This is a genomic window from Rhodococcus sp. C26F (assembly GCF_053345925.1).
Genome location: NZ_JBKFBA010000005.1, coordinates 188298 through 201092 on the forward strand (window position 1 = coordinate 188298; position 12795 = coordinate 201092).

Here is a 12795-nt window from a genome sequence, read left to right on the forward strand (position 1 = left end):
GACGTACGCAGGTCATCCGGCGCAGGATCCGAACTCCAGGGGCCGCACCTCGATGGGCAGTGTGGTGGCGTCGGCGAGACCGCGCGCCCATTTCAGCGCCTCGTCGAGGTCGGGCACGTCGATGACGTCGAAGCCACCGAGATGCTCCTTGCCCTCGATGTACGGACCGTCGGTCGTCACCGTGCGCCCCTCGTCCGTGCGCACGACCGTCGCCGTGTCCGGAGGGTGAAGGCCGCCGGAGAACACCCAGACCCCTGCCTCCCGGATCTCGTTCTGCCACGCCGCGACCTTCTTCATGATCGGTTCGAGGAACTCCGGTGACGGCGGTTCACCGTCGGGCTGGTAGATGCTCAGCAGGTACTGCGCCATGGCGGGGTCCTTCCCCTCGGTGGCCGGCGGTTCCGGCCTCTCACCCTCTATACGAACGGTAGGGCGCCGATTCGACACCTGCGCGGAGAAATCCGCTGCCCACCCGCTCAGGCATCGCGGGTGGACAGCGGACGGTGTCGGGTGCGGCCTACTGCGCGACGAGTTCGAGGATGGTGGCGTTGGCCTGGCCGCCGCCCTCGCACATGGTCTGCAGGCCGTACCGGAGGTTGTTGCGGCGCATGTGGAAGATCATGTCGGTGAGGATGCGGGCACCGGAACCCCCGAGCGGGTGACCGAGGGCGATCGCACCACCGTTGGGGTTGAGCTTGTCCTCGGGTGCGCCGATCTCCTTCTGCCACGCCATGGGCACCGGAGCGAACGCCTCGTTGACCTCGAAGACGCCGATGTCGTCGATCGACAGGCCGGACTTCGCGAGCGCCTTCTCCGTCGCCGGGATGGGTGCGGTGAGCATGATGACCGGGTCGGAGCCGGTTACGACGGCAGTGTGGATCTTCGCGAGCGGGGTCAGGCCGTGCTTCGCGGCGCCCTCCTCGCTCATGATGAGCAGCGCGGCGGAGCCGTCGGAGATCTGCGAGGAGTTCCCGGCGTGGATGACACCGTCCTCCTTGAAGACGGTCTTCAGGCCGGCGAGCTTCTCGACGGTGGTGCCGCGACGAATGCCCTCGTCCTGCGAGACGACGGTTCCGTCCGGGGTGGTGACCGGCACGATCTGATCGGCGAACAGCCCGGCGTCCTGTGCGGCGGCGGCGCGTTCGTGCGAGCGCGCGGAGAAGGCGTCCACGTCGGTGCGGCTCAGGCCCCACTTCTCCGCGATCATCTCGGCGCCGATGCCCTGGTTGGGCCGCGCCCCGTCGTACCGCTCGAGGAAGGACTCGGGGTAGGGCGACCCGCCGACGGAGGTCGAGGTGCCCATGGGCACCCGCGACATCACCTCGACGCCACCGGCGACGACGACGTCGTAGTGTCCCGCTTCGACGCTCGCGATCGCGAAGTTCAGCGCCTGCTGGCTCGAGCCGCACTGCCGGTCGATGGTCACGCCGGGCACGGACTCCGGCCAGCCCGCCGTGAGCACCGCGGTGCGGGCGATGTCGATGGCCTGCTCGCCGGCCTGCTGCACGCAGCCCCAGATGACGTCCTCGACGACCGACTGATCGATGCCGGCGCGCTCGACCAGCGCGTTCAGGACCACGGCGGACAGCTGTGCCGGGTGCACGCCGGACAGACCGCCGTTCCTCCTGCCGACAGGCGTACGCACGGCCTGGACGATCACTGCACTCATGTTTGCTCCCTCTCGACCCGCAGGCGACAGCGGTGACGGCCGTCACGGCCGTCGGACGGGTCCGACACTACTTCGCGAACGGGCCGGAAAGTGCTCGCGGACCATTCTCGTTCGGTATCGGACCCCTCACCGGTATCTATGGATCGAGGAGCGTGCGGGTTCTCAGGCCGGGTGCGGAGAAGTCAGGTCGAGTCCGACGGCGCGCGCCATCTCCGCGCGCGGGGCGGGCAGACCCGTGAACTGCTCGACCTGCCCGAAGGCCTGATTCAGCAGCATGTGCAGACCGCTGACGACGCGGACACCGCGTGCCTCGGCCGCTGTCGCCAGCGGCGTCGGCCAGGGGTCGTAGATCGCATCGAGGGTGCACGGGGCCTGTGCGAGAGCCTCCGCGTACGGGGCCGCCGCGGGTGCGGGCACGGTGCTCACGAGCGCACCGGCCTCGGCGCAGACCCGGCCGAGATCGGGTGCGTCGAACGACAGCCATCGAGCCTCGATGTCGTCGCCGAGACAATCGAACGTCGCGCGGGCCTTCTCCTCGGACCGCGCGACCACGGTCACCGAACGCACACCGAGGTCGGTGAGACCGACGAGCGCCGGTCGCGCGGTACCACCCGAGCCCACGACGACCGCCGACGCGCCGGCCAGATCGCCGACGCCGGCCGAGCGCAGTGCTCCGGACACTCCGTCGACGTCGGTGCAGTCGGCGCGCCATCCGTTCTCGATGCGGACGAGGGTGTTCGCCGAGCCGATCCTCACGGCCCGCTCGGTGCGTTCGGTGGCGAACTCGAGTGCCGCGAACTTGCCGGGCATCGTGACGGACAGACCGACCCATTCCTCACCGAGCGAGGACACGAGGCCCGGCAGCTGCTCACCGGTGCATTCGATGCGTTCGTAGGTCCACTCGGTCAGCCCGAGGGCCCGGTACGCCGCGAGATGCAACAGGGGCGACTTCGAGTGCGCGATGGGTTTCCCGAGGACCGCGGCCCTCCGGACACCTCCGTTCGGATCAGCGGCCACTGTCGAGGATCCCGCTCGCGAGTGCCAGTTCGGTGTTCTGCAGGTGCTCCTCGTAGGAATTCGCGAAGAGCGTGGTGCCCTTGTCGTCGATCGTCACGAAGTAGATCCATTCCCCCGGTTCCGGGTTCTCCATCGCCTGCAGCGCACCGATGCTCGGTGACGAGATGGGCGTCGCCGGCAGACCGACCATGGCGTAGGTGTTCCAGGGGGTCACCCGCGCGCGGTCGGCGTCGGTGGTCGCGAGTTCGGTTTCGTCGAGCTCGTAGTTGACGGTCGAGTCGAACTGGAGCATCTGGTCGATCTCGAGCCGATTGAGGATCACGCGGGCGACCTTCGCGAAATCCTGTGGCAGGGCCTCGCGTTCGACGAGCGAGGCGGAGATGAGCATCTCGTACGGGGTCAGACCCACGCGTGCGGCCGCGTCGGTGATCCCTGTCGCGTCGTAGCTGGCAGCACTTTCCGACACGAGGCGGGCCAGGATCTCTACGGGTTCGGCCGTCGGATCGAAATCCCAGCTGCCCGCGGCGATGAGGCCTTCGAGCTGCCGCCTGCGGTCGGGCACGTTCGCGACCGCGTCGCGTGCCCATTCCGGAACGCCGAGTGCCTGCAGGTCCGGGGTGGCCCCGGCCGCGTCGAGTTCCTCGTAGGTGACGCAGTTCTCGGCGGCCGGATCGCCGTGGCAGCTCGCCTCGGCGATGAGTGTATAGATGCCCTTGCGGACGGCACCGGTGTTGACGTCGCGGATGTCGTGGAGCTGACGTCCCTCGGAGATCACGAGCGCACCGACCCGGCTGGCCGGGTCGACGAGGGCGGCGACGGCGTCGACAGCCGGGATGTTGGTGGCCACCTGGTAGAAGCCGGGTTGCAGCGAATTCATCCCCGAGTTCTGCACGGCCGCTTCGTAGAAGGCGGCGGAACTCGCGACGACACCCTTGTCGACGAACTCGCTGCCGATCTCCCCGGCGGTCTCGCCCGGGTTGACCTGGACGACGACGGCCGGTCCGGGAGGTCCGGTGAAGTCCGGCGGAAGATCGGTGCCGAGGAACCGGTCGTAGGCGAGATAGCCGCCACCCACGACGACGAGCAGGAGCACCGCGGCGGCGAGCGCGCCTACGACACGTCCGCGCTTCTTGCGCCCGCTCGCCTTCTGATCACGGCGTGCGGCGCGTTCCGAACCACCGACCGCGAGGGGGACCGCACGCTGCTCGGCGGTGATCTCCTCCGCTGCGACCGCGTCGTCGGCGGGGTCGTCGTCGCGGTAGGCGTCACGGTTCGCGTCGCGTGCGGCGTAGGAGTATCCGCCCGGGTACTCGTCGTCGAGATGTCCCCCGTCGAGGTGTGCCCTGTCGGGGTGATCGGCCGGAGCGTGTCCGGGATCGGCGCCGGTGAATCCCTCGTGCTCGTACCCGGATCCTGCGTAGCCCCCGTCGCCGTAGCCCTGCTCGGCATAGCCCTGCTCGCCGTAACCCTGTTCGGCGTGACCGGGCGGCGGGCCCTCGAATACACCCGGCTCGAAGTTCAGGACCGTGGTCTCGTGATCGTCGGGACCGGGTCGACGGGCCTCCGGGTGCCCACCCGGGACGCCCTCGTACCCACCACCGCCGTACGGATCACGGCCGTGGGAGTCGTTGCCGTACGGGTCGTGCCCGTACGCATCGTGACCTCGAGGGTCGGATGCGTACGGATCGTCGTACCGGTAACGCGGGTCTGATCGATACGGATCCTCGGATCCGGATCGATACGGATCCTCGGATCCGGTGCGATCCACTGGAGGTTCCGTGTACCCACCGGCGTAGGGATCCGCGAACAGATCCTGCCGTGCGTTCTCCGAATGGTCGTCGTGTCGTCCGTGCCGGCTCACCGGCTGCCCCCCGCGTCACGCCCCGACTCGTTCACTACCGAACTCCGCTCGTCCAACCAACCCTGCAAGATGGCCACGGCGGCAGCCTGGTCGATGACCGGCCGCGCACCTCGCGCACTCACCCCGCTCTCGCGGAGGGCGCGCGCCGCAGTGACCGTCGTGAAACGTTCGTCGGCCAGGCGCACGGGAACGTCGGGTAGGGCACGGCGAAGTCGACGCGCGAAGTCGCTCGCCAGTTTCGCAGCCTTGCCGGGCTCACCGCGCAGTGTCTGCGGCAGCCCGACGATAACCTCAACAGCCTCGTATTCCCTAACGATCTCGACGATGCGCCGGATATCGGGTGCGTCGGGTCCGCGTTCCTTGGACCGCGGCACCGTCTCGACCGGGGTGGCGAGGATCCCGTCGGGGTCGCTGGAGGCGACCCCGATCCGGACGCTACCGACGTCGACTGCGATGCGGCGACCACGGCCGGGATCGTCCACTCCGGGACGATCGGGGCGCGGCGGTTCGGCCACGCTCAGCCGGCCAGCTCGCTCAGACGGGCACGGAAAGCATCGAGTGCGGCCGGGATACCGGCCGGATCCGACCCTGCGCCCTGAGCCATGTCGGGCTTGCCGCCCCCGCGACCACCGATCGCGGGACCGAAGCTCGCGACGAGGTCGCCTGCCTTGATGCCCTTCTCCTGCGCAGCCTTGGTGGTGGCCACGACGAAGGGCACCTTGCCGCCGGCGTTGCCGAGCAGCAGCACCACGGCGGGCTCGGTGCCGAGCCGGCCACGGACGTCGGATGCGAGTGTGCGCAGGTCGTTGCCGGCGACACCCTCCGGGGCGGCCTCGGCCACGACGAGCACGTCACCGACGCGCTGCGCCTTGCCCGCGTACGTTCCGGCTGCGGCGGCGACGTTCGCGGCGCGGGTCTTCTCGAGTTCCTTCTCGGCGGCCTTGAGCCGATCGAGCAGGGCCTCGACACGTCCGGGCACCTCCTCGGAGGGAACCCTCAAGGTCGAGGACAGGCCCGCGAGCAGCGCGCGTTCCTTCGCCAGGTGGCGGTACGAGTCGAGACCGACGTACGCCTCGACGCGGCGGATGCCGGAACCGACGGACTGCTCACCGAGGAGGGTGACGGTGCCGACGTGCGAGGAGTGCTGCACGTGCGTGCCGCCGCACAGCTCCATCGAGAACGGGCCGCCGATCTCGACGACGCGGACCTCGTCGCCGTAGTTCTCGCCGAACAGGGCCATCGCGCCCATCTTCTTTGCCTTGTCGAGGTCGGTGACGAAGGTGTTGACGGGATAGTTCGCCGCGACGGCCTCGTTGGTGACGGCCTCGATGTCCTGCTTCTGCTGCTCGGACAGGGCGCCGGGCCACGAGAAGTCGAAGCGCAGGTAGCCGGGCTTGTTGAGCGAACCGGCCTGCACGGCGTTGGGGCCGAGCACCTCGCGCAGCGCGGCGTGGACCAGGTGGGTGCCGGAGTGGCCCTGGGTAGCGCCCTTGCGCCACTCGGGATCGACCTGCACGAGGACGGCGTCGCCTTCGACGACCTGGCCCTCGAGCACCGTGACCTTGTGGGTCCACAGTTGCTTGGCGATCTTCTGGACGTCGTCGACCTTGATCTTCAGGCCCGGGCCGGTGATGGTGCCGATGTCGGCGATCTGGCCGCCGGACTCCGCGTAGAGGGGGCTGCGGTCGAGGATGAGCTCGACCTGCTGGCCCGCGCTCGCCGCGTGCAGGCGCTCGCCACCGGTGATGACGGCGAGCACGTGCGCCTCGGTCACCAGCTCGCTGAAACCGGTGAACTCGGTGGGACCGCGGTCGAGGAGTTCCTTGTAGACGGTCAGGTCGGCGTGGGCGTGCTTGCGGGCGCGGGCGTCGTCCTTGGCGCGCTGGCGCTGCTCGGCCATGAGCGATCGGAAGCCCTCCTCGTCGACGGTCAGGCCCGCCTCGGCCGCCATCTCGAGGGTGAGGTCGATCGGGAACCCGTAGGTGTCGTGGAGGGTGAACGCCTCCGTGCCACCGAGCACATTCCTACCCTGCGACTTCACGGTCTCGACGGCGCCTTCGAACAGCTTGCTGCCGGTACCGAGGGTCTTGAGGAAGGCCGTCTCCTCGCCCACCGCGACGGTCTCGATGCGCGAGAAGTCGGTGTCGAGTTCGGGATAGGACGGGGCCATGGTGTCGCGCACGACCGCCATGAACTCGCGCATGGTGGGCTTGTCGGCGCCGAGCAGACGCGCCGAGCGCACGATGCGGCGGAGCAGGCGGCGCAGCACGTAGCCGCGGCCGTCGTTGCCGGGGTTGACGCCGTCGACGATGAGCATCGCCGCGGTGCGGGCGTGGTCGGCGATCACGCGGAAGCGCACGTCGTCGTCGTGCTTCGCGCCGTAGACGGCGCCGGTGAGTTCGGCGGCCTTGTCGATCACGGGGCGCAGCAGGTCGGTCTCGTAGACGTTCTCGACGCCCTGGAGCAGGAAGGCGACGCGCTCGACACCCATGCCGGTGTCGATGTTCTTCTTCGGCAGCGGGCCGAGGATCGGGTAGTCGTCCTTGGCACCGCCCTCACCGCGCTCGTTCTGCATGAACACGAGATTCCAGATCTCGATGTAGCGGTCCTCGTCGGCCTCGGGGCCGCCTTCGACGCCGTAGGCGGGGCCGCGGTCGTAGAAGATCTCGGAGCACGGACCGCACGGTCCGGGGATGCCCATCGACCAGTAGTTGTCCTTCATGCCGCGACGCTGGATGCGTTCCTCGGGCACGCCGACCTTGTCGCGCCAGATCGAGAACGCTTCGTCGTCGTCGAGATAGACCGTCGCCCACAGCTTCTCGGGGTCGATTCCGTAGCCGCCGTCCTCGACGGAGCCGGTGAGCAGCGACCACGCGAAGGTGATGGCCTCTTCCTTGAAGTAGTCGCCGAACGAGAAGTTGCCGGCCATCTGGAAGAAGGTGTTGTGGCGGGTGGTCTTGCCGACCTCCTCGATGTCGAGGGTGCGCACACACTTCTGCACCGACGTGGCGCGGGTGTAGGGCGGGGTCTGCTGCCCGAGGAAGTAGGGCACGAACGGGACCATGCCGGCGTTGACGAACAGCAGGTTGGGATCGGCGAGGATCAGCGACGCGCTGGGCACCTCGGTGTGTCCCGCCTTCACGAAGTGATCGAGAAAGCGCCTGCGGATCTCGTGGGTCTGCACGTCGATGGTCCTTTGTGGTCTGGCGATGGTGTGAACTACCCGGGGCGGGCGGTCGATCCTGTCGATCGGCCGTTCTTCAGCTTATCGCGCCGCCGAAAGTGGCCTCGGTACGGCGCCGTGAGTACTCGACGGACGGCGTCACCGCTCACCGCGCACGATGCGGCGCAGCTTGGGCAGGCGGGCCGACAGCTCCCGTTCCACACCGCGACCGGTCGGCTCGTAGTAGTCGACGCCGACCAGCTCGTCCGGGGCGTACTGCTGCGCGAGCACGCCGTCCGGGTGCGCGTGCGGGAACTTGTAGCCGATCGCGTTGCCGAGCTTCTGCGCGCCCTGATAATGACCGTCGCGCAGATGGGCGGGCACCGGACCGGCCTTGCCCGCCTTCACGTCGGCGATCGCGGCGCCGAGCGCGGCGGTCACCGAGCCCGACTTGGGTGCGGTGGCGATGTGGATGGTGGCCTGGGCGAGCGCGAGCTGGGCTTCGGGCATCCCGACCTGCTGCACGACCTGCGCTGCGGCGACCGCCGTCTGCAGAGCGGTGGGGTCGGCCATGCCCACCTCCTCGCTGGCCTGGATCATCAGGCGACGGGCGATGAAGCGCGGGTCCTCCCCCGCGACGATCATCCGTGCCAGATAGTGCAGTGCCGCGTCGACGTCGGAGCCGCGCAGCGACTTGATGAAGGCGCTCGCGACGTCGAAGTGCTGGTCGCCGTCGCGGTCGTAACGGACGGCGGCCTCGTCGATGCTCGACTCCACGGTCGCGAGGTCGATGACGGCCGCGTCGCCACCGGAGACGGCGAGCGCCGTGTCGGCGGAGGCCTCGAGCGCCGTCAGGGCACGGCGGGCGTCGCCCCCGGCGAGCCGGACGAGGTGGTCGAGGGCGTCGTCGTCGATCTCGACCGCACCCGCGAGTCCACGGGCGTCGGTGCGCGCACGTTCGAGCAGTGCCCGGATGTCGTCGGGCCCGAGCGGCTGCAGTTGCAGCACCAGCGAGCGCGACAGCAGCGGGGCGACCACGGAGAACGACGGGTTCTCGGTCGTCGCGGCGACGAGCAGCACGATGCGGTTCTCGACGGCGGCGAGCAGCGCGTCCTGCTGGGTCTTGGAGAAGCGGTGGACCTCGTCGATGAACAGCACGGTCTGTTCGCCGTGGGTGAGGCGCCGACGTGCCAGGTCGATGACGGCACGCACGTCCTTGACGCCCGCGGACAGGGCGGACAGCGCTTCGAACCGGCGTCCGGTGGCTCCGGAGATCAGTGAGGCCAGGGTCGTCTTCCCGGTGCCGGGCGGACCGTAGAGCACGACGGAGGCGGCTCCCGATCCCTCGACGAGCCGCCGCAACGGTGCTCCCGGTTCGAGCAGGTGCTGTTGCCCGACCACCTCGTCGAGACTCGCCGGTCGCATGCGCGCAGCGAGCGGCGCATTCGCGCCGCCGGCCGCGACCGGTTGTCGGCGGACCTGCGGTTCGCCCTCGGGTTCCGGTTCGCGTGGCGCCTCGAACAGGGCGTCCGGTTCGGCAGACGGGTCGTTCGCCCCGAAAAGATCACTCACGCATCCGACGCTACAAGCTCGCGCCGACGCCCGGTCGGCGGCGGTGTTCGTCGTTCGCATGGACGGATGACCGACCGTGTGGTCGGATCTTGATCGTGCCCACGACACCGACCGCCGATCATGTGTCCCGCCGCGCCGTGCTCCGGTCGTCGATCCTCGCCGCCGGTGTTGCGGCCTTCGCCTCGACCTCGCAGCACGCGCAGGCATCCCCCGCCGTCTTCGCGCACGGCGTGGCATCGGGAGATCCGTTGCCCGACGCGGTGATCCTGTGGACGCGGGTGACACCCTCGCCGCAGGCGACACCCGGCTCGGGTGCGGGACCGGACGTCCCGGTCACCTGGGAACTCGCCCGCAGCAACAGCTTCGACACGCTGGTCGCGAGTGGGACGGTGACGGCGAGTTCCGTCTCCGACCACACGGTCAAGGTCGACGCCCGCGGGCTCGCACCGGGCACGACCTACTTCTATCGATTCCGCGCCGGTGGTGCCGTCTCCCCGAGCGGCAGGACGTTCACCGCGCCCTCGCCCGACGCTGCGGTCGCACGCCTGCGCTTCGGGGTCGTGTCGTGCGCCGACTGGGAGGGCGGTTTCTTCTCCTCCTACCGCCACCTCGCCGCACGCGACGATCTCGACGCCGTGGTGCACCTCGGCGACTATCTGTACGAGTACGCGGCCGGGAAGTTCCCCGTCGCCGGTGGCCGGGGCGTCCGGACGCACGAGCCCGCCCACGAGATCGTGAGTCTCGCCGACTACCGCATCCGGCACGCGCAGTACAAGACCGATCCGAACCTGCAGGCGCTGCACGCGAAGGTGCCGTGGATCGTGATCTGGGACGACCACGAGTCGGCGAACAACGCCTGGGCGGGCGGGGCGGAGAATCACGATCCCCTCGTCGAGGGCGACTGGGCGCCCCGCAAGGCCGCATCGGTGCAGGCCTACGACGAGTGGATGCCGGTTCGCCCGAACGGCGGACGGCTCTACCGGCGCCTGCGGTACGGACGGCTCGCCGAACTGTCGATGCTGGATCTGCGGAGTTATCGCTCCGAGCAGGTCCTCGGAGCCGGACGGCAGGTCGACGATCCGGGTCGCACGATGACCGGACGGGACCAGATGGAGTGGCTCACCGCCGGCCTGGCAAGCTCCCCCACCCGGTGGCAGTTGATCGGCAATTCGGTGATGTTCTCGCCGATCGTGTTGCCGCCCCTCGATCCGCGGACCACCGGAGCACTGACCGAACTCGTCGGAGTGCCGGCAGGAGGTCTGCCCTTCAACACCGACCAGTGGGACGGTTACACCGCCGACCGTCGACGGTTGATCGACACCATCACGGCGGCGGGACTGCGCAACGTCGTCTTCCTCACGGGCGACATCCACACCTCGTGGGCGATGGACGTCCCGGTGGACGCCGCCGACTATCCGGGTGCCGGCACCGTCGCCACGGAGTTCGTGGTTCCGTCGGTGACGTCGGCGAACATCGACGAGTTGCTGGGTGTGCCCCCGCGGAGCCTGTCTCCCGCGCTGGAGGCGACGGCGACCGCGACGAATCGGCACGTGCGGTTCGTCGAACTCGATTCGCACGGTTACGGGGTACTCGACGTGACTCCCGACGCGACACAGATGGAGTGGTTCTTCATCGGCGAGCGCACGGATCCGAACGCGGCCGCGCGCCGCGTCGCGGGATACCGGGTGGCCGACGGCGCGACGAGGATCGAGCCCGCCGCTCCGCTGGTGTAGACGCCGGTCGGCGCCTGCCCGATCGACCGCTCTAACCGGCGGCGCGGTCCTCGAGGTGGGCGAGCACGTCGCGGGCGTGTGCGGCGACGTCGTCGTGGCCTGTCGCGGTGGCGAACTCGGCGAGCAGCGACCAGCGGGCGCGGAGCGCCGGGATGCGCGGCACCGACAGTCCGTGTTCGCGTACCGAGGCGATCCGCGCATGGTCCTCGGGCAGGAACAGGTGCGTGCTCAGCCAGATGCACGCGAGCAGGGCGTCGAGCAGCCGCTCCTCGAGTACCTCGTCGTAGGCCAGCTGCGGCCACATGGCGACGACCTCGGCGCGCCACGCGTCGGCCATCGCACGGATGCGATCGACGGACAGCGGCACCGAGCACAGGCACAGCGGGAAGGAGCTGAGTGCGTACGCGATGTCCAGGGTCGCGTCGCGGAAGCCGCCCCATTCGTAGTCGAGGAACTGCACACCCTCGTCGCCGACCACGATGTTGTCGGGGCACAGGTCGGACGGGCTGAAAGCCCGGAAACGCCCGCCGGTGAACAGCTTGGACGCCCGCTCGGCACGCTCGCGTACCGATTCGGGCACCGACAGGCCGAAGTCGGCCTCGAGGAGCTCGGGCACACCCCGCACGGCATCGAGGGCCTGCTGGGACACGGCGTCGGCGACCCGCGCGACGTCGGCGCGACGCAGCAGCGCCGCGAAGTCCTCCTCGCGGCCGACGGTCGCGGCATGCATGCGTCCGAGTGCCTGGGCCAGGGCCATCAGGGTGTTCCCGGCGGCCTCGGAGCTGTTTCGCAGCACCTCCGACAGGGTGGTCGCGTCGCCGAGGTCGCTGAGCACCAGCAGGCGGGCATCGAAGTCGTAGGCGAGCAGTTCGGCGCCCGGACGGTGATCCTTCGCGAGGGCCGTCGTGAACTGGTAGGAGACCGCCTCGCGGAGGAAGGCGATCTGCTCGTCCGTCTCTGAACCGCGGAAGTCGACGTGGCCGGTGCCGCGCGAGGGCGGCACCTGCTTGAGGACCAGGGTGCGCGGGAGCGAGAACGGATTGGCGGCCACTCGTACCCGTACGACCACCGAACGTCCACTGCCCCCGAGATCCACGGGATCGGTCAGGGTCACCGTGGCGCCGGTACGGCGGGTGAGCAGCGCTTCGGCGGCGTGAACCACCTCGGACACGGGGTCTGCCAATGTTGCGGTCATCACTGCCCAATCTACAGGTTCTCGGTCACGACGAGGTCCTCCACAATGCTCGGATCGAGCAGGACCTTCCTCACCTACGCCCGGCCCACCAGGTCGCTTTTGTCTGCTTTGCGAGGGGAAATCGCTGTTCATCCGGGCGTGTCCCTGTTCCCGCTCCGGCCGCTCCGCTCCTCGGGCGCCGATCACGATCGGGACACGTCACGATCATTCCGGTGAAACGTGTGTCACCTTTTGAAAACCACGGGCGGTGCCACGATCCACCGCAGCCTTCACGACCCCGAAGATCAGACCCTGGAGGGCGGCCGCGATCAGCACGTCCCGGGTGCGCTGCGACAGATCCTGAGGTTCGGGCCGTTCGTCACTGCCGCCGACCTTCTTCCACACCTGGTTGAAGACGGCTCCGGCGAGGATGCCACCTCCCACACTGGCTGCGAGAGCGAGCGGCTTGTAGAAGATCACGCGTGCGTCGGCCATGGATACCTCCTCGATCCGTCGCCCCCGTTGGCGCCGGACCGACGGAGTACCCGGGCAGGATCCTCACAAACCTCATCGAGCCCACGAACCTCACCCGGGAACACCGCCGGA

The 12795-nt window shown here is 69.3% G+C and carries 10 protein-coding genes; 1 reads left to right on the top strand and 9 read right to left on the bottom strand.

Annotation, left to right across the window (positions count from 1 at the left end; all coding sequences use genetic code 11):
- Positions 1 to 12: 12 nt before the first annotated feature.
- The 7 genes from ACLBYD_RS09210 to ACLBYD_RS09240 all read right to left on the bottom strand — a co-directional run bounded on the left by ACLBYD_RS09210 (position 13) and on the right by ACLBYD_RS09240 (position 9282).
- Complete coding sequence (locus ACLBYD_RS09210; protein ID WP_060653209.1) at positions 13 to 369, bottom strand: YciI family protein; 357 nt, start codon at positions 367 to 369, stop codon at positions 13 to 15.
- A gap of 148 nt (positions 370 to 517) precedes the next feature.
- Positions 518 to 1669: a thiolase family protein gene (locus ACLBYD_RS09215; protein ID WP_447816176.1), complete on the bottom strand. Its 1152-nt coding sequence runs from the start codon at positions 1667 to 1669 to the stop codon at positions 518 to 520.
- Between the two features lie 162 nt (positions 1670 to 1831).
- On the bottom strand, positions 1832 to 2686 hold the full coding sequence (locus tag ACLBYD_RS09220) for a shikimate dehydrogenase (RefSeq protein ID WP_447816177.1): 855 nt from the start codon (positions 2684 to 2686) through the stop codon (positions 1832 to 1834).
- A complete protein-coding gene (locus tag ACLBYD_RS09225; RefSeq protein WP_447816178.1) occupies positions 2676 to 4547 on the bottom strand; it encodes an endolytic transglycosylase MltG in 1872 nt (623 codons plus the stop codon). The genes ACLBYD_RS09220 and ACLBYD_RS09225 overlap by 11 nt, the downstream gene beginning before the upstream one ends.
- Positions 4544 to 5062 (bottom strand): Holliday junction resolvase RuvX, encoded by a 519-nt coding sequence (gene ruvX, locus ACLBYD_RS09230; protein ID WP_026061030.1) that lies wholly within the window; start codon positions 5060 to 5062, stop codon positions 4544 to 4546. The genes ACLBYD_RS09225 and ruvX overlap by 4 nt, the downstream gene beginning before the upstream one ends.
- 2 nt (positions 5063 to 5064) lie before the next feature.
- Positions 5065 to 7731, bottom strand: a complete 2667-nt coding sequence (alaS, locus tag ACLBYD_RS09235; RefSeq protein ID WP_258259380.1) for an alanine--tRNA ligase — start codon at positions 7729 to 7731, stop codon at positions 5065 to 5067.
- Between the two features lie 138 nt (positions 7732 to 7869).
- Positions 7870 to 9282, bottom strand: coding sequence for a replication-associated recombination protein A (locus ACLBYD_RS09240; RefSeq protein ID WP_159418469.1), 1413 nt, complete (start codon positions 9280 to 9282; stop codon positions 7870 to 7872).
- 95 nt (positions 9283 to 9377) lie between these two features.
- Here ACLBYD_RS09240 and ACLBYD_RS09245 point away from each other — a divergent pair, with 95 nt between their 5' ends.
- Positions 9378 to 11015 (top strand): alkaline phosphatase D family protein, encoded by a 1638-nt coding sequence (locus ACLBYD_RS09245; RefSeq protein WP_447816179.1) that lies wholly within the window; start codon positions 9378 to 9380, stop codon positions 11013 to 11015.
- Between the two features lie 31 nt (positions 11016 to 11046).
- Here ACLBYD_RS09245 and ACLBYD_RS09250 read toward each other — a convergent pair whose 3' ends face one another.
- Both ACLBYD_RS09250 and ACLBYD_RS09255 read right to left on the bottom strand, forming a co-directional pair.
- Complete coding sequence (locus ACLBYD_RS09250) at positions 11047 to 12210, bottom strand: hypothetical protein (protein WP_060653204.1); 1164 nt, start codon at positions 12208 to 12210, stop codon at positions 11047 to 11049.
- A gap of 204 nt (positions 12211 to 12414) precedes the next feature.
- Positions 12415 to 12684: a DUF4235 domain-containing protein gene (locus ACLBYD_RS09255; RefSeq protein ID WP_006551422.1), complete on the bottom strand. Its 270-nt coding sequence runs from the start codon at positions 12682 to 12684 to the stop codon at positions 12415 to 12417.
- Positions 12685 to 12795 lie beyond the last annotated feature (111 nt).

Bases quoted from the DNA above. Each gene is read 5' to 3' on its own strand.
- ACLBYD_RS09210 (WP_060653209.1), bottom strand. From the start codon at position 369: ATGGCGCAGTACCTGCTGAGCATCTACCAGCCCGACGGTGAACCGCCG.
- ACLBYD_RS09215 (WP_447816176.1), bottom strand. From the start codon at position 1,669: ATGAGTGCAGTGATCGTCCAGGCCGTGCGTACGCCTGTCGGCAGGAGG.
- ACLBYD_RS09250 (WP_060653204.1), bottom strand. From the start codon at position 12,210: ATGACCGCAACATTGGCAGACCCCGTGTCCGAGGTGGTTCACGCCGCC.
- ACLBYD_RS09255 (WP_006551422.1), bottom strand. From the start codon at position 12,684: ATGGCCGACGCACGCGTGATCTTCTACAAGCCGCTCGCTCTCGCAGCC.